Annotated in this window: 21 protein-coding genes and 2 riboswitches; of the genes, 11 read left to right on the forward strand and 10 right to left on the reverse strand. The window is 48.5% G+C overall.

Features of this window, described 5'->3' with window-relative positions; translation table 11 throughout:
• Positions 1 to 32 precede the first annotated feature (32 nt).
• Positions 33 to 680, reverse strand: a complete 648-nt coding sequence (locus AC3WU2_RS17860) for an anthrax toxin lethal factor-related metalloendopeptidase (protein ID WP_492456464.1) — start codon at positions 678 to 680, stop codon at positions 33 to 35.
• Between the two features lie 54 nt (positions 681 to 734).
• Positions 735 to 824: riboswitch (cyclic di-GMP riboswitch) on the reverse strand.
• An 89-nt stretch (positions 825 to 913) separates the two neighbouring features.
• A riboswitch (cyclic di-GMP riboswitch) is annotated at positions 914 to 1,000 on the reverse strand.
• A gap of 291 nt (positions 1,001 to 1,291) precedes the next feature.
• On the opposite strand from AC3WU2_RS17860, the gene AC3WU2_RS17865 reads away from it, so the two are divergent.
• The 3 genes from AC3WU2_RS17865 (at position 1,292) to AC3WU2_RS17875 (ending at position 3,078) form a co-directional block, all read left to right on the forward strand.
• Positions 1,292 to 2,113 carry a protein-glutamine gamma-glutamyltransferase gene (locus AC3WU2_RS17865; RefSeq protein WP_492456465.1) on the forward strand — a complete coding sequence of 274 codons (822 nt, stop codon included), beginning with the start codon at positions 1,292 to 1,294 and terminating at the stop codon, positions 2,111 to 2,113.
• A gap of 195 nt (positions 2,114 to 2,308) precedes the next feature.
• The gene (locus tag AC3WU2_RS17870) at positions 2,309 to 2,827 is read left to right on the forward strand and encodes a hypothetical protein (protein ID WP_492456466.1); all 519 of its coding nucleotides are present in this window, start codon (positions 2,309 to 2,311) and stop codon (positions 2,825 to 2,827) included.
• Between the two features lie 14 nt (positions 2,828 to 2,841).
• Entirely contained in the window at positions 2,842 to 3,078 is a 237-nt protein-coding gene (locus tag AC3WU2_RS17875; protein ID WP_492456467.1) for a DUF6953 family protein, read from the forward strand.
• Positions 3,079 to 3,140: 62 nt separating this feature from the next.
• Here the strand turns inward: AC3WU2_RS17875 and AC3WU2_RS17880 are convergent, their stop codons facing one another.
• Entirely contained in the window at positions 3,141 to 4,367 is a 1,227-nt protein-coding gene (locus AC3WU2_RS17880; protein WP_492456468.1) for an MFS transporter, read from the reverse strand.
• A gap of 107 nt (positions 4,368 to 4,474) precedes the next feature.
• Positions 4,475 to 6,133 carry a sulfatase family protein gene (locus AC3WU2_RS17885; protein ID WP_492456592.1) on the reverse strand — a complete coding sequence of 553 codons (1,659 nt, stop codon included), beginning with the start codon at positions 6,131 to 6,133 and terminating at the stop codon, positions 4,475 to 4,477.
• Positions 6,134 to 6,467: 334 nt separating this feature from the next.
• Between AC3WU2_RS17885 and AC3WU2_RS17890 the strand changes: the two genes are divergently transcribed.
• Positions 6,468 to 6,680 (forward strand): cold-shock protein, encoded by a 213-nt coding sequence (locus AC3WU2_RS17890; RefSeq protein ID WP_018758803.1) that lies wholly within the window; start codon positions 6,468 to 6,470, stop codon positions 6,678 to 6,680.
• A 238-nt stretch (positions 6,681 to 6,918) separates the two neighbouring features.
• Positions 6,919 to 8,376, forward strand: a complete 1,458-nt coding sequence (locus AC3WU2_RS17895; RefSeq protein WP_492456469.1) for a catalase — start codon at positions 6,919 to 6,921, stop codon at positions 8,374 to 8,376.
• 115 nt (positions 8,377 to 8,491) lie between these two features.
• Here AC3WU2_RS17895 and AC3WU2_RS17900 read toward each other — a convergent pair whose 3' ends face one another.
• Both AC3WU2_RS17900 and AC3WU2_RS17905 read right to left on the reverse strand, forming a co-directional pair.
• Complete coding sequence (locus AC3WU2_RS17900) at positions 8,492 to 10,237, reverse strand: sigma 54-interacting transcriptional regulator (protein WP_492456470.1); 1,746 nt, start codon at positions 10,235 to 10,237, stop codon at positions 8,492 to 8,494.
• Between the two features lie 67 nt (positions 10,238 to 10,304).
• Positions 10,305 to 11,228, reverse strand: coding sequence for a proline dehydrogenase family protein (locus AC3WU2_RS17905; protein ID WP_492456471.1), 924 nt, complete (start codon positions 11,226 to 11,228; stop codon positions 10,305 to 10,307).
• A 198-nt stretch (positions 11,229 to 11,426) separates the two neighbouring features.
• Between AC3WU2_RS17905 and pruA the strand changes: the two genes are divergently transcribed.
• The 3 genes from pruA to AC3WU2_RS17920 all read left to right on the forward strand — a co-directional run bounded on the left by pruA (position 11,427) and on the right by AC3WU2_RS17920 (position 15,213).
• Positions 11,427 to 12,974: an L-glutamate gamma-semialdehyde dehydrogenase gene (pruA, locus tag AC3WU2_RS17910; protein WP_492456472.1), complete on the forward strand. Its 1,548-nt coding sequence runs from the start codon at positions 11,427 to 11,429 to the stop codon at positions 12,972 to 12,974.
• Between the two features lie 39 nt (positions 12,975 to 13,013).
• Entirely contained in the window at positions 13,014 to 14,342 is a 1,329-nt protein-coding gene (gene rpoN / locus AC3WU2_RS17915; protein WP_492456473.1) for an RNA polymerase factor sigma-54, read from the forward strand.
• 82 nt (positions 14,343 to 14,424) lie between these two features.
• Positions 14,425 to 15,213 carry an SDR family oxidoreductase gene (locus tag AC3WU2_RS17920; RefSeq protein WP_492456474.1) on the forward strand — a complete coding sequence of 263 codons (789 nt, stop codon included), beginning with the start codon at positions 14,425 to 14,427 and terminating at the stop codon, positions 15,211 to 15,213.
• A gap of 160 nt (positions 15,214 to 15,373) precedes the next feature.
• On the opposite strand, the gene AC3WU2_RS17925 is transcribed toward AC3WU2_RS17920, so the two are convergent.
• The 3 genes from AC3WU2_RS17925 to AC3WU2_RS17935 form a co-directional block, all read right to left on the reverse strand.
• Positions 15,374 to 15,613: a cysteine-rich CWC family protein gene (locus tag AC3WU2_RS17925; protein WP_492456475.1), complete on the reverse strand. Its 240-nt coding sequence runs from the start codon at positions 15,611 to 15,613 to the stop codon at positions 15,374 to 15,376.
• Entirely contained in the window at positions 15,594 to 15,941 is a 348-nt protein-coding gene (catR, locus tag AC3WU2_RS17930) for a catDE operon transcriptional regulator CatR (protein ID WP_492456476.1), read from the reverse strand. The genes AC3WU2_RS17925 and catR overlap by 20 nt, the downstream gene beginning before the upstream one ends.
• A gap of 127 nt (positions 15,942 to 16,068) precedes the next feature.
• Complete coding sequence (locus AC3WU2_RS17935; protein ID WP_492456477.1) at positions 16,069 to 16,317, reverse strand: helix-turn-helix transcriptional regulator; 249 nt, start codon at positions 16,315 to 16,317, stop codon at positions 16,069 to 16,071.
• Positions 16,318 to 16,579: 262 nt separating this feature from the next.
• Here AC3WU2_RS17935 and AC3WU2_RS17940 point away from each other — a divergent pair, with 262 nt between their 5' ends.
• The gene (locus tag AC3WU2_RS17940) at positions 16,580 to 17,248 is read left to right on the forward strand and encodes a DsbA family oxidoreductase (protein ID WP_492456478.1); all 669 of its coding nucleotides are present in this window, start codon (positions 16,580 to 16,582) and stop codon (positions 17,246 to 17,248) included.
• Between the two features lie 75 nt (positions 17,249 to 17,323).
• Here AC3WU2_RS17940 and AC3WU2_RS17945 read toward each other — a convergent pair whose 3' ends face one another.
• A complete protein-coding gene (locus AC3WU2_RS17945; RefSeq protein ID WP_492456479.1) occupies positions 17,324 to 17,725 on the reverse strand; it encodes a hypothetical protein in 402 nt (133 codons plus the stop codon).
• 210 nt (positions 17,726 to 17,935) lie between these two features.
• Positions 17,936 to 18,064, reverse strand: a complete 129-nt coding sequence (locus AC3WU2_RS17950; protein WP_018758792.1) for a hypothetical protein — start codon at positions 18,062 to 18,064, stop codon at positions 17,936 to 17,938.
• Positions 18,065 to 18,255: 191 nt separating this feature from the next.
• Here AC3WU2_RS17950 and AC3WU2_RS17955 point away from each other — a divergent pair, with 191 nt between their 5' ends.
• Positions 18,256 to 19,761, forward strand: a complete 1,506-nt coding sequence (locus AC3WU2_RS17955; RefSeq protein ID WP_492456480.1) for a methyl-accepting chemotaxis protein — start codon at positions 18,256 to 18,258, stop codon at positions 19,759 to 19,761.
• Positions 19,736 to 20,320 (forward strand): sugar ABC transporter substrate-binding protein, encoded by a 585-nt coding sequence (locus AC3WU2_RS17960; RefSeq protein WP_492456593.1) that lies wholly within the window; start codon positions 19,736 to 19,738, stop codon positions 20,318 to 20,320. Before AC3WU2_RS17955 ends, AC3WU2_RS17960 begins: the two co-directional genes overlap by 26 nt.
• Positions 20,321 to 20,395 lie beyond the last annotated feature (75 nt).

A 20,395-nucleotide genomic window follows, 5' to 3' on the forward strand; every position in this document is an offset into this window, starting at 1 on the left:
TCTCTGATAATCAGAGGGGAGCTTTTTCTATCTTATTGATTGAATAGCTTGTCCATAAAATCATAGGTTAGCGGAGCGTTCTTCTTCAACTCTTTACGCGTTGTATCATTGTAGAGATACAAGCTCGCGCTCTCTGCGAAATATTCTGCAGGATAAGCCGATACATAGCCATCGTGATAGTTGCTTGCTGCTTCTTTGGTGAAAACATCTTTGAAATCTTGCGTGTCGCTTGCGTTGTTGAACACAAAGCGGTCAACGGCATGCAATGTCTCATGGATTTCAAGGTTGTACGAGTTGTGGCCATGGCCTTTTTTGCTGTATCCGATGCGTACGACAACCACTTTCTCGCTAACACCCGGCACATCATCCCAAGTGAGTCCAGTGCCTTCCCAGCCTCTTGGCGTTACGCCTTTGAGGTAGTTCAATTCAGGTTCGTTGGTAATGATGTCGTTCGTTAATTTCACTTTAACGCCTTTGTCAGCAAGTGTTTTTAAGATTGGAGCTGGGATTTTCTCTAGGCGCTCCATCATCGCTTTTGCTTCTTTTACATTATAATCACCTGTCGGCAGTACGACCAATTGATCGGGTAGAGCGCCTTCAGCGTGTACGTTATTCGTAGGAAGTAGTGCAATAATCATCAGCATCATGAGCGCAATAAGTACGAGTTTGGTTTGTTTCATCACGAACACTCCTTGGAAAGCCAACGTCACTCGTTCAAGTGCGTTAGACTTTGTAATGGTAACTGGCTGGCATGGCGAGTATTCCTCGCGTTAGCCCCTATAGCTTTGCGTCGCCATCTCTCGATGGGTTTGCCTTTGTCAATACGGAGTTGACATATGAAATTGTTGCACGTAAAAAACCCTTCTTACCGAAATAAGAAGGGTTAACAACGCGAATAACGTCGTACTTCTATGTCGGTAACTGGCTGGCATGGCGAATTTTCGCGTTAGCCCCTGTAGTTTTGCGTCACCATCTTTCGACGGCTTTGCCTTTATCATTTTTAATAGGAAATTAGTTCTATGAACCTATCACTATAGTAGTCTTGTTCTATCAATTAGTCAACAAAAAAATTCTCAGAATTTGGAGAAAATGAAGGTTTCGACATGTAATATGGAAGGGCTTAGGAAGGAAAAGTCGGATTTCGTGAAATATCGCTACAATTTGTGGGAAATACGCTGTTTCTTTACTAGTCTAATAGAACTAGAGTGGAAAAGATTCATGCACGATTCCAGCCTACAATACGTACACTAACCTAGGGCGATGTCATCATAATGAGTCTGGAGGAGAAGCCGTGATACGTATTTCGGGGAGACCTTTACAAGAAGCCGGCAGTTTGCCGCTGACGCGGATGGAACAGAGCATTGTAAAGGCGAAGGAGAACAGCCCGGTAACCTACTACTATCCTTCGAAGGAAGCTTTGGTCTATGAAATGCAAATGAGGAGCAAAATCGTGAAGGCAGCCAATGACTTGAACGCAAGTTATGCCCGATTCGCGCCTTTCCGGGAATCGTTCAGTAATCCACGATATTGGATACGAACACCAAACGGTGGATTTCGATTAAGAGGAAATGTCCAGCCCGCGGATGGGATTCGAGATATATTTGAACATGGGGAGTATTATGGGTTTGAATGTTCAACAGCGATCATGATTCTGTTCTATAAGGCCGTGCTGGATATGAACGGTGACGATGAATTTAACAAGTATTTTCAAAATCTTTATTTAAGAGACTGGCATGCCAGCAACTATCTTCCGCTAGTAATCACGGAAGACAAGAATGAAGCGTATCTTGGGGATGGGGTATATTTCGAAAACCCGGATTTTGATCCAAAAGGGCCGGAATGGCGGGGCGAGAATGCGATCGTGATGGGGCCGAACTTGTACTTTGGGCATGGCATTGGGCTCAAATCGGCGGAGGAGATTATGGCGGCCTTGAATGAGAAACGTAAGCCGAATAGCACGATAGAGGCATTCCAAGCGGATTTGGTCGTACACCCGGATTTCGAATTCCTACGGAACTTATCTTCGGACGGCAACGTAGTCCAGGCGTTCTCACAGCAAGCGTGGAATCCGTTCGTTGCTCAAATCGGATCTCAGACGACGTATTACTATTAACACCATGCAGAATCATGAACGAATAAGAGAGGCCTCCAATCCTGAATTTTGGGTGATGGGGGTCTTTTGGCACGGGTGGTAATGAACTTTGTTTAATTTGTCACGATGTTATTGGAATCGGAGTGAGATTAGGATTATCCGGTGCTTATGGTATAATGGGGCTTACTACAATAGCCATGCGGAGGCCGACGAAATATGCTAAGTTTTGAAGAAAAGCTCGCGATTGCCGATTCATTCCCTGAATTGGAGCGCAAAAATGTGTCTATGAAACGCGTCAATTACCACTACGAGGAAAGTATGTTCGATAAGAAAACGGTTGTCTATCACCTGCACCCGAACGGCAATGGGTTCGTCTATGCCGGATATCTGACGGGTTATGATGTTGACGATCGAGGTATGGTGAACATTCGCGATATGTCTACGGAAGAAATTCGTACGATCATTGAAGCGTCCATCCGTTCCTTAACGTGGAAAGGGGTACGACGTGCAACTGGAAGTGTAGAAGCATCAGATGCGACAACACCCGACACTGCACAGGAAGTGATCGAAGAACGCTGGACGAACGCGAAGAACCAGTCGTTGGAGCTCAAATTCGAAGATGAAGATCAGATGTGGTACATCTTTGCAGGCGAAGATCTCGATACGGTATTCGAATCGTATGAAGAAGCTGCAGAATATCTGACCGAAGAAGGATTCGTTCGCGCAGCGGATTAAGGAGCATGAATAACATGGAAGTGACACCTCAAACCGTCGCCCAATGGATGGTCGATGAGATTCAATTCAAAGGGACTTTGCAACAGAGCGATGCGATTGATTATGTACGGACACATTTCGGTGAGCAGTTCGTTTTTGTGAATGAGAATGGCAACGCTTCGCTTGAGAAAGAAGTGAAGAAAGCTTTCCGGAAGCTGCACAACGGCAGAGTTGCGTGGGATCGAGACGGATTCTTCTGGGCGTGGACATAGAAGCAATGATAAGGGGTTGTATCCTATATTGGTATAGGATACAACCCCTTTATTGTGCGAATTTATACGGTTGGACTGTCGGGATCGATCCCTTTTGTCTCTCGTCCCCAGAACAGGACGACGAATGCACCGAGGAGAATGGCGACGAAGAAGACTGTGAAGATCGTTGTCATCGCCGTTTCGCGAGCGACGAGCATACCGACCAGATAAGGCCCAATCACCCCGCCGATCCGCCCGAAGGATGCGGCGAGTCCTACGCCCGTTGAGCGTACTTCCGTTGGGTATAGCTCTGGGGTATAGGCATACATACCGCCCCATGCGCCCAGATTGAAGAAGGAAAGGCAGATACCCGCAGCGATCAGCATGCCTTCGGACTCGGCCATTCCGAACCATATCGCACTGATCGCTGTTAGGACGAGATACGTCACGAGCACGAACTTCCGGCCAATCTTCTCAATGAAAAACGCCGCTGTGAAATACCCGGGCAACTGTGCCAGCGTGATAATCAACACGTATTGGAAGCTTTTGACGAGACCATAACCTTTCATCACCATAACCGTTGGAAGCCAGAGGAACATGCCATAGTAAGAGAAGACAACCGTGAACCATAGAACCCATAGGGTGATGGTAGAACGGCGGTATTTCGACGACCAGACAGAAGCGACACGCTGACGAAAAGGCAAGGGTTTCTGTTGTACCGCCGCCATGTACCGAGGTGAATCTTGAATCGCCCGGCGAAGGTACAGGGCATAGAACGCGGGCAATGCGCTGATAACAAAGGCGATGCGCCAGCCGTAATCCGGGATGACGAAATAGGCGATGAGCGCGGATAAGATCCAGCCGAAGGCCCAGAAGCTCTCTAGGAGCACGACGGCACGCCCTCGTTCCTTCTGTGGTACGGATTCGGAGACAAGTGTCGAAGCGACGGGCAGTTCTCCACCCAGACCGAATCCCGCGATGAATCGCAAGATGCATAGTGCAACGAAGCTGGATACGAGTGCCGATAATCCGCTAGCTGCGGAGAAAATTAATAACGTCCAGATGAGGATGGACCTGCGGCCATAACGGTCTGCAAGAGAGCCTGCCACGGCTGCACCAGCAGCCATTCCAATGGAATTGATTGCGGCGACAAGGCCGATCTGTTGTGCGCCGAGATGCCAGTCGACGGCTATCGCGGCAATGATGAAGGAGACCATGCCGACATCCATGGCATCGAATAACCAGCTCAGGCCTGCGCTGAATAATAATTTACGCGTAGAGGGCTCGCGTAAGGCTGCTAATCTGTTCATGTACTGTGCTCCATTCCTAACATTCTGCGTTCTTTATACATGAATATTACCAAAACTACCCTCTACCATCCAAGCCCCCTCTGAAGAAAGATATTCGTAGCGAGATCTCAAGCTGTCGTTGGGGTCAATCGTTTGGTCTGTCTTTGTAGATCTAACAGGCGTATCATCTGGGCTTGAATTCCCCGACTCTCTGGTGTTGCGAAGGTGGAGTAAGCTAAGTTGCGGATCTCTAAGGGATCCTCGGTCAAGTTATATAACTCGAACTCTTCGGGAGTGGGTGTTCCGCTGCTCGTTGCGTTCGGGTCAAAGTATCGGGAGTATTTCCATAGCCTCCTCCTCTTTGTCCCAACAGCATCTTCTGATTCAAGCCACGTAATGATGGTCTCGATATGGTTGGGTTGGACAACAGAAGGATAAGGTCTGCCTAAGGCGCTGATCTGATGCTGCCCAAGCATAACATCATCATCGGTCATGAAGAATATCGGGTCTTCGGGCGGCGAGGATTCCCCCAGCAGATAGGAGCTTAGATCGCGGCCCACGAAGGGGTGGACTTCCATAAATTGAAGTTTAAGACGTTCTTGGATCTCTGGTACATTGGCTTGCGCTAACCCTAGCATGGTTGGCAACAGGTCGAGATGACTGGTCAATGCATCAAGTTGTTTTGGATTCGGGAAGAGCTTCTTGTTATTGATCACGAAAGGGACATGGAGAATCTCTTCATAGGCAGAATACCATTTCTGATGAAGATAACCGTGCGAGCCGAGCAAGTCTCCATGATCGGATGTGAAAATAATAATCGTATTGTCGTAGAACGAGGAGCGCGTTAACGCTTCATACACTTTTTGCATTTGCTCATCGGCGTTTTTCTGCAATTGATAATAGAGTCTATAGTAGAAGGATGGATTTAGGATGGGCTGCAATGCTTGAGGATAGACAGTGTGATAGCTAGCTTGGCAGCGAGGCTTCGTGTGTAAGGACTCAAGGACGGTCGGTGGAGGCTCCACGTTAGGGACTGTTGGTTCCACATTGAAGCTGAACGCAGGGATATGCTCTGTTAGTGAACCGTATAGCACAATGTCATGCGGATTGACGAAGGAGGAGACGATGAGCCAAGGCGGACGCTCTTCTACTGGATGGGTTTGTTGATCCAACGCTCGAATCAGTTCGACAACTTCTGACGCATAGACGACATCTCTCCCACTGACGCCATGGGCAGCTGAAGATCCGGAATTTCGTGGGTTTCGTCCATGCGGCTCTGGGCCGATCCAATCGGAAAACCCGTAGCTTTCCAGTCGGTCTGCCCGTCGATAGAGGTCTTCTTTTTGACGATCAGGCACACCGTTGCTTGGATGATAGCTTGGAACATCTTGATGTGTCCCAGGGACCACGATGTCTTCGTAGGAGATATGCCATTTCCCTTTGTAATACGTCTGGTAGCCTGCTTCACGCATGTAATTCCCCATCGTGGGCACGGTATTGGAATTGAGCCAGAACATATCCGAATCGAAAGCGCTCTTCGCAATTCCATCCGTCTGAGAGACCCCATGCAGAGAAGGGTAATGGCCTGTAAACATAGTAGCTCGGCTAGGGCAGCATGCGGCGCTACCGATATAATGCCGATGCAGCTCCACGCCGTCGTTACGCAGTAACTCCTGCGTAACGAGATTATTCTTGCGCCAGATTCGTATGGCTTCACTCTCATAACGGGGAGGGTATCGCTGCTCATCAACGATAAAGACTAAGAAATTAGGTCGTTCATGCTTCATGGTCGGATTTTGCTGATGGTTCAACGTATTCAGCTCCTTCGTTATACGCTTATATCTTATGCTATGCTCCTGCAAGCTAAGATATGGAAAGTAATCGTTGCTATTATGTGCCAGAAGTGGTAAGATGGAAATGTATTGATATTTGACCTGAATTCACATATTGCAGAGGGTTATGATGGAAGGCGTGGATAACCTTGTACAATATGTGAATTTTTATTTATTAAAAACCAACGGTCAGGCCATATTAAAGAAGTGCTTCGAGAACTTACTTCCTGAGACCGATGGTTCAGGGCATTTATAAGCTTGATAATCCTGGATAGAAAGAGGGATGGACATGTATAATTCACGGAAAAAGCCGATGGATGAGATTCCTGAGGAAGTAACAGCAGTTTGGTCATGCACCAATGAGAAATGCAAAGGTTGGATGCGAGATAATTTTGCATTTTCAACAGAGCCGACATGCCCCCAATGTCAATCCGTTATGGAGAAGGGCGAGAGAAAGCTAGCCGTATTGGTGAATACAAGCCCGCTGCAAACTAAATCATAAACCAATAACGTAAGAAATAAATGGAGCCGACCTGTTGGGTCGGCTTTTTTGTATAACAAAAGGGACAATATCGCACGTACGTGATCATTAGAACGGCGAGGAGTTGTCCCTTTATCATATATATTATTTATAGTAATTATAAATTAATATTGATTTTAATTATCATCTGTCATACAATGGGGTTATGATTCTTGAATGGTTGTGACTACTATCATATTACATAAAGGGAGGCGTTTTTATGACCAAATTAACAACGAATCAAGGTGTTCCGATTGGCAATAATCAAAGTTCCAGGACGGCGGGGCAGCATGGACCGACTTTATTGGAGGATTATCAGCTGCTCGAGAAGCTCGCGCATTTTGACCGTGAACGGGTGCCGGAACGGGTCGTTCATGCACGTGGTGCAGGGGCGCATGGCGTTTTCAAATTGACGAACAGTATGAAACGCTACACCAAAGCGGCATTTTTGCAAAATGAAGGCCAAGAGACACCTGTATTCGTTCGTTTCTCGACGGTCATTCATGGACTGCACTCCCCTGAGACACTGCGTGACCCGCGTGGGTTCGCGATCAAATTCTATACCGAAGAAGGGAACTATGACTTTGTCGGGAATAACTTACCGATCTTCTTCATTCGCGATGCGATGAAGTTCCCGGATATGGTTCATTCCTTGAAGCCGGATCCTCGTAACAATCTACAGACACCGGACCGCTATTGGGATTTCATGTCGCTAAGTCCAGAATCGACGAATATGCTCGTGCATCTATTCACCGACGAAGGAATTCCGGCGAATTACCGCCATATGCGCGGATCCAGCGTCCATGCCTTTAAGTGGATCAACGCTTACGGCAATACGGTCTACACGAAGCTGCGCTGGGTACCGAAGCAAGGGGTTAAGAACTTGTCTGCCGAGGAAGCTGCGGAGATTCAGAGCAAGGACTTCAATCATGCAAGTCGCGATCTCTATGAAGCAATTGAGCGTGGGGAGTTCCCGGAATGGGATTTATATGTGCAAGTGCTGGATCCTGCGGATCTGGATAACTTCGACTTCAATCCACTAGATCCGACGAAGGATTGGTTCGAGGAAGATATTCCATATCAGCTTGTGGGGACGATGACACTCAATAAGAATCCTGAGAATGTGTTCGCGGAGACTGAGCAAGTCGGATTCAACCCTGGCGTTGTTGTTCCAGGCATTGAGCCGTCGGAAGATAAGCTATTGCAAGGTCGATTGTTCTCCTATTCCGATACGCAGCGTTACCGGATTGGCACGAATTATTTGCAATTGCCGGTTAACTGTCCGTTCGCGCAGGTGAATAATAATCAGCGGGATGGCGCGATGGCGCACGGCCAGCAGAAGGATCATATTAACTATGAACCGAATCGCCACCAACATACGCCAAAAGAAGATCCAGCGTACAATGATGTTCCTTATCCGACCCAAGGCGAAGCGATGCGCAAAACAATTGAGAAGACGAATAACTTCGGTCAGGCCGGCCAAGTATGGAATCGGTATTCGGTTGCGGAGCAGGTTGCTCTCGTAAAGAACTTAACGGCTGACTTGTCTTCGGTTACCGACCAGACCAAGCTGCTCGCCATCTGTAACTTCTATCGTGCTGATGCAGAGCTTGGCAAGCGATTGGCTCAAGGGTTGAAGGTGGATCTGACACCGTATCTCCAGCATATGCAATCATAACGATAAAGACCTCCATTCGCGCCAATGATGGCGCGGGCGGAGGTCTTCTTATGTTTGTCTATGAAATCAGACACATTTCGAAAATAAATGTCTTAAATTTTAGACACTAGCGTGTCTATAGCCCAAAACGTTTCAATTTATTGTACAACGTAGCCCTCGAAATCCCGAGGAGTTTCGCCATTTCAAGCTTATTGCCGTTAACCTCCTCCAAGGCTTGCAGCAGGAGATTCCGTTCAAATGCATCCATGGTCTCTTGATAAGCGTGAACGCCGAGATGAACGTCCATGGCTTGGGAAGAGTCAGCTGTAGAAGGTCGTGAGGCTTCTTGATATAGGGCACTCGGCAAATATTCTGATTTGATGATGCCATCCGTTGCGAAGATAACAAGCCGCTCGATCGTGTTCCGTAACTCGCGAATATTGCCAGGCCAATCGTATTGCAGCAGACATTGAATGACCTCTGGCGGAAAATCTTGAATATGCCGCCCGTATACGAGGGAGAACTCGTGCAGGAACGACTGGGTAAGTTCATAGATGTCTTCCTTGCGCTGCCGGAGCGGAGGAATCTCCATCGATAGGACGTTCAATCGATAATACAGATCCTCACGGAATTTCCCTTCCGCAATCATCTTCTTCAGATCTCGATTCGTCGCGGCAATGATCCGGCAATCGGCGCTGCGCATTTGCGTCCCGCCAATCGGGAAATATTTCTTCTCTTGCAGCACGCGCAGCAGCTTCACCTGCATTTCGAGCGGCATTTCCCCGATCTCATCTAGGAAGAGTGTTCCGCCGTTCGCGAGCGCGATTTGCCCCTTCTTGCCGCGTGGATCAGCGCCGGAGAAGGCGCCTTTCTCGTATCCGAATAGTTCACTCTCGAATAACGCCGGGGGGATCGCGCCACAGTTAATCGCGATGAAGGGGGCATTATGATCTTCACGGGAATCATGGATGGCCTTAGCGAATAGCTCTTTTCCTGTACCGCTCTCACCCTGAATGAGTACGGTCGCCTTCGTCTGGCTGACCTTCCGCATCGTGTCGATGCAGCTCTTGATCGTACGGCTTGTGCCTTTGATCGGCGAGAATGGATCGGACGATGGACTGAGCATCTCCATCTCACGCTGAAGATGATGCATCTTGCTCGACATATGGAGCAGCTCCTGATGAAGCCGGATTTGGGCGGTAATATCGGTCTCCGCAGCGACGGCACCGATAATCTCCCCGTCCAGCTTCACTGGATTTGCATTGATAAGCACGAATAAATCCTGGCGCGGTTGGTGCTGCATTTTATAGACAGACTCCCCGGTCTGAAGGGTCTTCAAGGATTGCAAGCGATCGACGGGAAAGAAGGCTGTCGCAGGCTTGCCGATAATATCTTGGTTCTGAATCGAGAAGATATGCTCTGCGCCTGCAGTCCACACAGCTACCTCTTGCACCTCATTAATCAGCGTAATAGCCATGTCGGGATCAATCGTCGCAAGGGTCGTTCGATAATACGCGTCTAGAACACGATATGATTGCGTGATGGCTTGCAATAAATCGACAGCCGACACATAACCGACGACCTGACCTTCCGATTCCACAAGGAGATATGCCGAGTGCGTAAATCGAGTCATGGCCTCTTCCAGCGGAGTATCTATCGGAAGCGCTTCCACAGGAATCCTGATAAAAGATTGTTCATATGAATCGTTGTTGAGCCCATGCTGCGTTTTAAGATAGAAATATTGCGAGCCTGCTTGGGTAAATACAAGTCCATCGCCTTGGGTAGAGATATTTTCTATCGGCTGGGCCTCTATGCTATCGGTTGGTAGACATCTAAATTGGGTATTGATCAATTGTTCGAGACGCGGCAGTTGATGCTTCAAATCGGTTGACCTCCCATATATGAGAACAAAGATTCTAATATATGGATTATACCTGATCTTCCCACGCTTAGTTGAACATATTTTTGAGAACCATCATCAGATTTGCGGGCTTCTCGGCCAGTCGGCGCGTATAATACGGATACCACATCACGCCATACGGAACATAGCAGCGGATTCGGTAACCCTCTTGGGCGAGCTTGGCTTGCTCACTCATGCGTAGACCATATAGCATTTGGAACTCAAAAGCGTCTTTGGAGATCCCATTTTGCTGCACATACGTTTTGACCCAGTTGATCATGGTATCGTCATGAGAGGCCACAGACGTATAGATGCCTTGATCGAGGTGCATTTGAATCATTTTTTTGAAATTCGTAATGACATCCGAAACGTTCTGGTAGGCAACGGTACTCGGTTCCTTGTAGGCCCCTTTGACGAGACGCAGGCGGATGCCCTCCTGAATCATCGCTTCGACATCATTCAGAGAACGATAGAGATACGCTTGAATGACGGTGCCGACATTCGTAAGCCCCTCGGCATGCAGGCGTCGAACGATATCAATCGTGGCTTCCGTGAATGGTGTATCTTCCATATCAATGCGGACAAAATTGTGATGCTTCGCAGCTTCTGCGACAACAGCGCGTATATTTGCGTAACAGGTCTCTGGGTCGAGCGCGAGCCCCATCTGCGTCGGCTTCAACGAGACATTGGAATTCACACCACGGTCCGCAATCCCTCGCACCAAACGCACATATTCTTCCCGATATCCTGCGGCTTCGTCCAAGTGACGAATGCCTTCTCCGAGGTGATCAAGGGTCGCCATAATCCCTTTTTGGTTCAGTGCCTCAATCTGCGTTAAGGCTTCAGCAAGCGTATCGCCTGCGATAAATTTACTCGCTAATTTCTTGCCGTATTTGAGCGACCAATGTTCAACGAGCCGATTGCCGGCAATCGTCAGTAGTGTTTTGCGATATAGTTCCGTACCGATGTCCATGGGTAGAATCCCCTCTCCAAATCATCATGTCATTGTAATGATGTAGCAATCATGAAAGAAGCAAGAAGGATGCCAAAACCGCATTTGATATAAAAATATTTCTTTTTTAAGCAAGTTGGCACGGTAATTGCTAATACATTGGGATACAGGACGATATTTATATTTCTTGTTATTTTACTCAGGGAGGATGAAAAGGGTATGCGCGTAGAATTTAAAAATGAGGTATTTACCAATTTTAAAGATGAACAGAACAATCTGGCTTATGATAAGGCATTGCAACAAGTGGAGGGAGAGCTTGGGCGATCCTATGACCTCGTTATTGGGGGTAACAAGGTGTCGACAGACCGCAAGGTGACGTCGGTCAATCCAGCTTCCACCGATCAAGTGATCGGGGTCGTATCGCAAGCGGATTGTGCGCTCGCAGAAGAAGCGATTCAGACGGCTGCCCGTGTATTCGAATCGTGGAAGCATACCGATCCGAATGAGCGGGCGCGGTATCTCTACAAGGCCGCTGCGATCATGCGCCGCCGCAAGCATGAATTCTCGGCATGGCTAACATTCGAGTCAGGCAAGACGCGTGCCGAAGCCGATGCGGATACCGCAGAGGCGATTGACTTCATGGAGTTCTATGCGCGCGAAATGCAGCGCCTCAGTGCGCCGCAGCCGCTTACCATTATTGAAGAAGAGGAGAATGAGATCTATTATATTCCGCTCGGGGTCGGCATCGTCATTCCGCCGTGGAATTTCCCGCTTGCGATTATGGCGGGCATGACGACAGCGGCGCTCGTATCGGGAAATACCGTTGTACTGAAGCCGGCGAGTACGACACCTGTCATTGCAGCGAAATTCGTAGAGCTGCTCGAAGAGGTGGGCTTGCCTGCAGGTGTTGTGAACTATCTACCGGGACCTGGCGGCGAAGTGGGCGATTACTTGGTGGATCATCCGCTTACACGATTCATTAGCTTCACGGGATCGCGTGACGTAGGACTTCGGATTAACGAACGCGCAGCGAAGACGGCACCAGGTCAGAAATGGATTAAACGCGTCATTGCGGAAATGGGCGGTAAAGACTCCATCGTGGTCGATAGCGATGCGGATCTGAATCTGGCTGCAGATGCCATAACGGCGTCTGCCTTCGGATTTTCCGGTCAGAAGTGTTCGGCGTGCTCTCGTGCGATTATTCATGCAGATGTATATGACGCGGTACTGGATAAAGTCGTTGAGCGTACGAAGCAGTTTGTGATGGGGAACCCAACGGACCGGATAACGAATGTCGGACCTGTCGTCGATGACAAGGCTTATCGCAAAATTCAAGAATATATCGAGATCGGTAAGCAAGAAGGGCGCCTCGTATGGGGTGGCAACACAGGGGATCCGAAGGGGTACTTCATCGAGCCGACGATTTTCGCGGATGTTGACGCGACGGCACGGATCTCACAGGAGGAGATCTTCGGACCCGTGGTTGCGTTCACGAAGGCATCATCGTTTGATGAAGCGCTTCAATTCGCGAATAACACGGATTACGGTTTAACAGGTGCGGTCATTTCGCGCAATCGGGCACATCTGGAGAAGGCACGCCGTGAGTTTTTCGTCGGAAATTTATATTTTAACCGCAAATGTACAGGGGCACTTGTAGGCACGCATCCATTCGGCGGCTTCAATATGTCGGGAACGGATTCGAAAGCTGGCGGACGGGATTATCTGCTCTTGTTCACGCAAGCTAAGATGGTGTCAGAGAAGTTCTAAGAAGTTCATCAGCAAGAAATTCGATAGGGGGATGTTAAGATGCTAGGTTATCAGTTGGTTCAAGATCAGCGTCTGAAATTATCAATGACACCGGAGCTCCAGCAATCCATGCATATCCTTACCCTATCGGGTCAAGAGCTGATGCAGTATGTGCAGGAACAAGTTATGCAGAATCCAGTGTTGGAACTAGAGGAACATAGGAGATCTGGACATTCCCAGACCGTCAGGAGTACGCATGCCAGAAGGATGGCGTACGATCCGTTATGGCAAGCGCAGGCTGCTTCTGAATCCTTGGAGCAGTCTGTGCTTAGCCAATTAAGGTTGCTCGAGCTAACGCCTGATGTTCGCCGAACGGCGGCCTACCTGACGGGCAACTTGAATGAAGATGGATATTTGGATATGGATTTAGCCGATGTGTGCTCTGTGCTACATGTCTCGATCGGCCTCGCTGAGGAAGCACTACGGCAGGTGCAATCGGTAGAGCCTGCGGGGATAGGTGGGCGGGACCTTAGGGAATGCTTATTACTTCAGATTGAGCGGGACTCGTCGTCTGCTCGCGGTGCGAGGGAGATCGTGGCACACTATCTCGAGGATCTAGCGCATGGCCAATGGGGGACGATCGCATTAGGCCTTCGGATGTCGAAGGCACAGGTGAAGGCTGCCGCACAATATATTCAGCGTCTTCAACCGCGTCCCGGCCAATTGATTGGGGCGCCAATCGTTCCCTATGTGGTGCCGGATGCCATGGTGGAGCTGAAGATGGAAGGGTATATGCTGCACATGCATCCTTTCAGTTCGCCTCGATTGGCCGTCAGTGAGCTCTATCATGGATGGGCGGAGAACCAAGGATCAGCGGTAGTATCGGAAATATCCGATGCGTCTGCATTCTTGCAGGCTCGTATCAAATCGGCCGCGTGGGTCATCCGATGCGTGGCTTTGAGGCGGCAGACGCTGCAGCAAGTCATGCACGCGATCTTGGAGGAACAGATCGATTTCCTAACCGCAGGTGTGAAGGGGATTCGACCGATGACCCTAGCGGTCATTGCGAGCCGATTGGGTATTCACGAATCCACGGTCAGCCGTGCAGTGAACGGCAAACATCTACAGACACCGCACGGGGTGTTTCCCTTGAAATATTTCTTCTCGTCAGGGCTGCCGACACGGAAGGGTATGGACACCTCTGCGCAGGCGGTTAAGGCTCGAATCAGAGCAATAATAGCCGAGGAGAACAAAGACCGCCCCCTTTCAGATCAACATATTGCGGATTTACTCACGAAGGAGGGTATTCAGATCTCACGGCGTACCGTCGCGAAATATCGGGATGGGATGCAACTATTAGCTGCGGGATATCGGAAAACGAAAATGTAAGGTGACTCTTTCTTGGTTGACGCGAGCCTCTCAGTCGCATAATAATGGGTGAAAGTACCAATGGATTGGGAGGATGTTGACGATGGATTTAGGACTTACCGGTAAATCTGTGTTCGTAGCAGCTGCGAGTAAAGGTCTCGGCCGAGCAAGCGCCTTGGAATTCGCCAGAGAAGGGGCGAACGTAACGATCGCAAGTCGCGATCTCGCACAGCTCCAGCAGGCACATGATGAGATTCTCGCGCAGACAGGCAAACAGGTCTTAATGGTGCAGATGGATGTATTAAATGCAGAGGATGTAAGTCGTGCGATTCAGACAGCCGTGGACACGCATGGCGGATTGGATGTACTCGTTACCAATGCGGGAGGCCCGCCGGGAGGACGCTTCACGGATATGGATGATGCGAAATGGATGAATGGTTTTGAATTGAATCTCCTGAGCGCCATTCGCATGATCCGCGAAGCGCTCCCTCACTTGCAAGCTGCTGGCGGAGGGCGAATTGTGAATCTTGCTTCCACATCGGTGAAGCAGCCGATTGCAGGCCTCATCCTTTCGAATGTTTTCCGTGCCGGTGTACAAGCCTTAACGAAGACGCTGGCTTCCGAGTTCGCAAACGATAACATTCTGATTAATACCGTGGCGCCTGGACGTATTGCAACGGATCGGATCGCTGAGCTTGATGCGCTAATGGCAGCGAAGCTCGGATGTACGATGGAAGAAGTTCAGAACACGAACTTGAAAGATATTCCGCTGGGTCGTCTCGGTACGCCGGAGGAATTCGCACGGATTGTAGCCTTCTATGGTTCTTTTGCGAATAGCTATGTGACAGGCCAATCCCTGCTCGTCGACGGCGGCATGGTAAAGGCGATTTAGTATTCAGTCATGGGTACACAGAGAAATGGTTGAGTGGGATTAGCCTCCTGCTCAACCATTTTTCTCATTCTATGCCGTTAAATAACGAAAACGACCGCTCCCCGGATAAATACCGGGAAACGGTCGTAGCATTTCCTGTTTATCGTTGTTCTTTATGGATCTATTCTCTATGATACGCCTCAACACAGTCACGGCAGATACACGTCTTGCCTCGGAGCTCGGGTGTAAGTCGCTCTCTTAACGCCATGGGCACCGATGTGTGGAAGCACCAGCAATCATTCGTTCCTGCTCGGTAGCCGCAGCGGTTGTCCTGCCCACAGAGCGGGCATAGATGGGGGTCCACTTCGAATGCTTTATCATTCATAGGATGTTCCTCAGACTTATTTAGATTCTTGTTCATCAACGTTCAGCGAAGATGCGTCAATCCACGTGGAGGACCACTGGACGATTTCATTGAAAATCGGTGCTAGGGCATGCCCCATCGTTGTTAATGAATATTCAATACGAACGGGTGTCTCCGGATAGACGGCACGATTTACGATTCCATCGATCTCTAACTCTTTGAGCCGCTCAGATAAGAGTCTTCCGCTAATATTCGGCAGGGATGCCTCGATTTCGCTGAATCGCTTCGGTCCCGACAGGAGTTGGAAGACAATGAAGGAAACCCATCGTTTACTTAATATTTCGACAGCCTTTTCGAATCGCGGGCACAATGTCGGTTGATTCATTCCTATATTCACCTCACGCCCTATATTATAACGTACTCTGCGTAGGAACACATAATTAAATTAAGAAGTTAACTTATCGTAACTGAACTTTCGTAATGGGGAAAATCTGCACAAAGTTGAGTTGTCACTAATGTGATTTTCGATATTGCGTTGGAGAGATGCCGTAATACGCTGTAAAATGTCTCGTAAAATGATGGATTGTTGAATAGCCGAGCGTCTCCGCAATATGAGTAACGGATCGATTGCTCTCTAACAAGGCTGCGGCGGCGCGCTGCATTTTGATGCGATTGACATAGGCTTTGGGCGGCAAACCCGTCATTTTGCGGAAATCTCTCGGATCATGTGAGATGGAGTGTAGATTTCCGGTATCAACCAACGGACCCAGACCCGATGCCGCAGCATGGTGCGGGATTCTTGGTACGAAGCCATCAGTTTCCTGATCGCGTGGCGACGCTGGAGGATTGGATGGCGAGAAGAGTAGAGCGCGAGAATGCTACAAAGTGCTTGAGTGATTTAAAGTCTGATTCAGTAGTCTTGTGATTGTGCCACTTCTTGTCATCGATTGACACACTTCTAACTAGTAACTATAATGGTTACAGGTACACAAATTATGTTAGAAGTACAGGAGGTTGGTTACGATGACCGTGAAAATCCAAGTATATTCGGACTTTGTCTGTCCGTTCTGTTATTTAGGGAAGAAACCGTTCGAGGAAGCCATTCAGGGTAAGGACGTAGAGGTGGAATGGATGCCGTTCGAGCTTCGTCCAAGTGGGTCGCAACCGATTGATCCATGGAATGAACCGAGCAAGCTGCAGGGCTGGAATTCTTATATCTCGCCCATGGCGGAGAAATGGGGCGTAGATATGAAGCTGCCTCGCCTTTCGCCGCATCCCTATACGGGCCTGGCATTCGAAGGGTATCATTATGCGAAGGAACAGGGGAAAGGCAATGCCTATATGAACCGCGTGTTCACGGCATTCTATCAGGAAGAGTTGAATATCGGCGAACTTGAGGTGTTGACGGAGCTTGCGAGCGGTATCGGGCTGGATGCGAAAGACTTCCGTGCGGCACTTACAAGTGGGAAGTATAAGTCCGTTCAGGATGAGGCCCGTCGTCATGCCTATGAAGAGGCTGCAGTTACCGCGGTGCCGACATTTATTATCGGCGGCCAACGCATTCAAGGGGTTACGAACCGCGAGTCCTTCGAGCAAGTGTTGAACGAAGAGCTTGCTAAGGATCGAGGCGGACTCACGATCATTCCAGGACTGCAATGTGATGTCGATGGATCTTGTTACGATCCTTCCTAATCCAACTGAGGAAAAAGAACCTTCAATCTTACGTTTTGAACGTAGTTTGAAGGTTCTTTTGCATATGGTCGAATATTATTGGAGCATCTTCCGATGCACACTCTCTTGAATCATGTCATGAATTTCTTCGAGCTGGGCCTGATAAGCTTCTAAGGAAATACTCCCGTTTAAGAATCGTTGGTCGAGCTGTGACCTTAGCTGAGCCACCTGAATATCAACGACTTGATCGACTCCCATTTTATTATCATTAGCGATATCTGCCAGTGATTGCCCGCTGTAGAGCGCATCGTAGATTTGCTCTTCTGATTCTACGCCTAGTGCTTGCAGAAGATCATCGGTGTCTGAGCTGCTCGTTAAACCGTCTGTTGCTAATTTGTATGTGCTAGCGCTTGCACTCGCTTCATTGCTCCAGATGCTGCTGCTGCACGCAATGACAAAGGCCATGAAGCTTATCATAATAATCTTTTTAGGGTCCATATTTGAATTCCTTTCTTATTCCAACCATTAGTAGGGGTATTCGTTATTCTCTTGGTATGTTACGGCTAGGCTTTAGATAAGTTTCGTATTTGATACTTGTACTATAAATTAGTAACCTTAATGCCAGATGAAAAAAAGTTAAAAGTTCGATGAAGATATGTCAAAACAGCCGCTGCAGAACTTCACTGCGCGGCTATTTGGCGAGGATGCTTATTGCTTGCGATCCGCTCTTGCTTGCTTATCGTCTCTGCTATCTGCCAGCTTATCGCCGAATTGATCCATTCGGGATGGAGATGCTGCTGGGCCGTCGTTCTTCGGTTTGCTGTTTCTGCCTGCCATGTTCATCACCTCCCTCGTGTTATCATCATCCATCAGGGATAGATTCATGCATTGTCTCAGAATACCCGAAGGCTCAGGTCGAAATATGTAGAAAAACTACCAAAAAGCTGAAAACAAAGCTATACAGCCAATGACGGATTGTTTAGCTTAATAAATGATACAGTTAAATTTATCCATAGGGGGGATGATTGATGATGAAGAGGATTTCGACAAATGTTAAGCTGTTGATTATACTTGCTGTCGCAGTGACCGCGTTTGTCATACGACAGTATTTAGCAATTCCCGGCAATATTCTGCTATTGATCAGCTTTGCAGGACTAGCCTTCGTGGCTTGGGTTCCGAAGGGGACACATGATGATGCGGCCTACGCTGTTCAGGTGATCAAGACCAAGGATTTGAGGCAGAGTGAAACGCTTCAGCAGTTCGGTGAACGCAGACCAGATCTATCCTATATCATTGAACAATTTCGAGGCGCCATTTCCGGTTTTCAAACATCTATCCACGAAATCACGAAGCTAACGACGGTTGTCATTGATACCGCGGGAGAGTCCGCTGAACAATCCAAGGCCATGACGGATGTGAATTTTGCGGTGTCCCAAGGGGCTCAGCAGCAAGCGGTGGATGCAGAGAGCGGTATGCATTCGACGACAGAGCTTGCAGCGCAGTTCGAGCAGGTATTACAGGCCATATCGATTATGGAAGATGGCGTGGATCGATTGCGTGAATTGAAGGATCATGGGAATGCGAATGTCCATAAGACCCTAGAATCCAGCAGTATGACGAGGGATGAATTAACGATTACGATTGAGCGTGTTGCGAAATTAATGGATCACGCGAAAGAAGTGCATCAGATCACAGATGCGATTACGGGCATCGCGTCGCAGACGAATTTGCTCTCGCTGAATGCTTCGATTGAGGCGGCGAGGGTCGGTACAGCGGGAAGCGGGTTCGCCGTGGTCGCAAGCGAAATACGGAAATTGTCGGATCAGAGCTTCGCATCCGCGGCGGAAATCGGCAGAATTATTCAGTCGATTACGACAGAGATTGCGTCGGTTGTCGAATCGATCCGCTCTGCATCCGACAAGTTCGAAATTCAGCAGCAGACTATCCAAGTCGTTAGTGCGACATTTGATGAGATTACAACGAATGTGACCGATCTTGTCACATATCAGGATAAAATTATAGCGCACATGGCTGTATTGAATCATACGAAGAATCATATTGTCGATTCCATCACGAATATCGCCGCTGTGGCGCAGGAATCAGCAGCATCGACGGAGGAGGCTGCATCCCTGAGCATGCAGCAGAGTCAATCGAATGAAATTTTGTTCGACTTGGCGACATCTTTACAAAGCATTGTTGGTCGTATGGGGGAATCCGTTGAAGCGTATCAAGTGGACAATACGGAGCTTCGCACGAAGCGGGTAGCCTTCGTCAGTAATCTGCCAGAGGGGCATCCATTTACGGTTCAGATGATCAATAATGCAAGGAAAACAGCAAGTAAATACGGATTGGATTTTGTCGTTCGTTACCAAGATGGCTATGGGGGCCGCACGCAAGAGGAAGTCATCCAAGATTTGGTTCAAGCAGGACTTGATTACTTAATTCTCATCCCATCAGACCAATCTCCGGCCAGTAATCAATACTTTACAGGAGCAGCAGATCCGAACGATCTGTGTCGATACCGATGTGCCTGACAGTCGACGGGTAAGCTTCATTGGTACGGATGATTACGAAGCAGGCTGTGAAATGGGGCGACTTATTGCCAAAGTCCTTCATGGGGAAGGGAACGTTGTGCTGAGTACCATTAACGATCGCCAAGAGAATTTGAAGCTTCGAATGCAAGGTATTCGCGATGAGCTTGCGAAATCACTGAATATTGCAATTGTAGGTGTTCAGAGCGGGTATCCTGTACATGACGAACGGCTTGCAGATTTCGAGCGTCTAGTGAAGAAGAGTGGCGGCTTCGATCTTGCAGCAGGTGTGGATGGAGATTTCGGAAAGATCATGGCTCTTTATACGCAGCGCCATCCTTCGGAACATCAGAAATTCATTGGCTTCGATAATAATCCAGATAACATTGCTTATGTGAAGCAGGGGATTTTGGATGCGGTTATATCGCAGCGCCAGAACTTATTCGGCGAGATGGCTGTCAAGAAATTCTACGATATGGATGCTGGTAAACATCCTGGAGAATCTGAGTTGATGGGCACCTATGTGATCAATAAAGCCAATGTAAATGTACTTAAGGGTTAGGTGCTCATGCCGATTAATGCATTTCAAATACAATTGTTAACGTTCTGAGTCTATTTTGTGTCTAAACTTTGAAGG

The sequence above is a fragment of the Paenibacillus sp. EB106-05-06-XG162 genome, from assembly GCF_058791655.1.

Coding starts and splice junctions, on each gene's coding strand:
- AC3WU2_RS17875 (WP_492456467.1), top strand. CDS start 2,842: ATGGAAGTGACACCTCAAACCGTCGCCCAATGGATGGTCGATGAGATT.
- AC3WU2_RS17895 (WP_492456469.1), top strand. CDS start 6,919: ATGACCAAATTAACAACGAATCAAGGTGTTCCGATTGGCAATAATCAA.
- rpoN (WP_492456473.1), top strand. CDS start 13,014: ATGCTAGGTTATCAGTTGGTTCAAGATCAGCGTCTGAAATTATCAATG.
- AC3WU2_RS17870 (WP_492456466.1), top strand. CDS start 2,309: ATGCTAAGTTTTGAAGAAAAGCTCGCGATTGCCGATTCATTCCCTGAA.
- AC3WU2_RS17940 (WP_492456478.1), top strand. CDS start 16,580: ATGACCGTGAAAATCCAAGTATATTCGGACTTTGTCTGTCCGTTCTGT.
- AC3WU2_RS17925 (WP_492456475.1), bottom strand. CDS start 15,613: ATGAACAAGAATCTAAATAAGTCTGAGGAACATCCTATGAATGATAAA.
- pruA (WP_492456472.1), top strand. CDS start 11,427: ATGCGCGTAGAATTTAAAAATGAGGTATTTACCAATTTTAAAGATGAA.
- AC3WU2_RS17950 (WP_018758792.1), bottom strand. CDS start 18,064: ATGGCAGGCAGAAACAGCAAACCGAAGAACGACGGCCCAGCAGCATCT.
- AC3WU2_RS17890 (WP_018758803.1), top strand. CDS start 6,468: ATGTATAATTCACGGAAAAAGCCGATGGATGAGATTCCTGAGGAAGTA.
- AC3WU2_RS17860 (WP_492456464.1), bottom strand. CDS start 680: ATGAAACAAACCAAACTCGTACTTATTGCGCTCATGATGCTGATGATT.
- AC3WU2_RS17905 (WP_492456471.1), bottom strand. CDS start 11,228: ATGGACATCGGTACGGAACTATATCGCAAAACACTACTGACGATTGCC.
- AC3WU2_RS17945 (WP_492456479.1), bottom strand. CDS start 17,725: ATGGACCCTAAAAAGATTATTATGATAAGCTTCATGGCCTTTGTCATT.
- AC3WU2_RS17885 (WP_492456592.1), bottom strand. CDS start 6,133: ATGAAGCATGAACGACCTAATTTCTTAGTCTTTATCGTTGATGAGCAG.
- AC3WU2_RS17920 (WP_492456474.1), top strand. CDS start 14,425: ATGGATTTAGGACTTACCGGTAAATCTGTGTTCGTAGCAGCTGCGAGT.
- catR (WP_492456476.1), bottom strand. CDS start 15,941: ATGAATCAACCGACATTGTGCCCGCGATTCGAAAAGGCTGTCGAAATA.
- AC3WU2_RS17955 (WP_492456480.1), top strand. CDS start 18,256: ATGATGAAGAGGATTTCGACAAATGTTAAGCTGTTGATTATACTTGCT.
- AC3WU2_RS17880 (WP_492456468.1), bottom strand. CDS start 4,367: ATGAACAGATTAGCAGCCTTACGCGAGCCCTCTACGCGTAAATTATTA.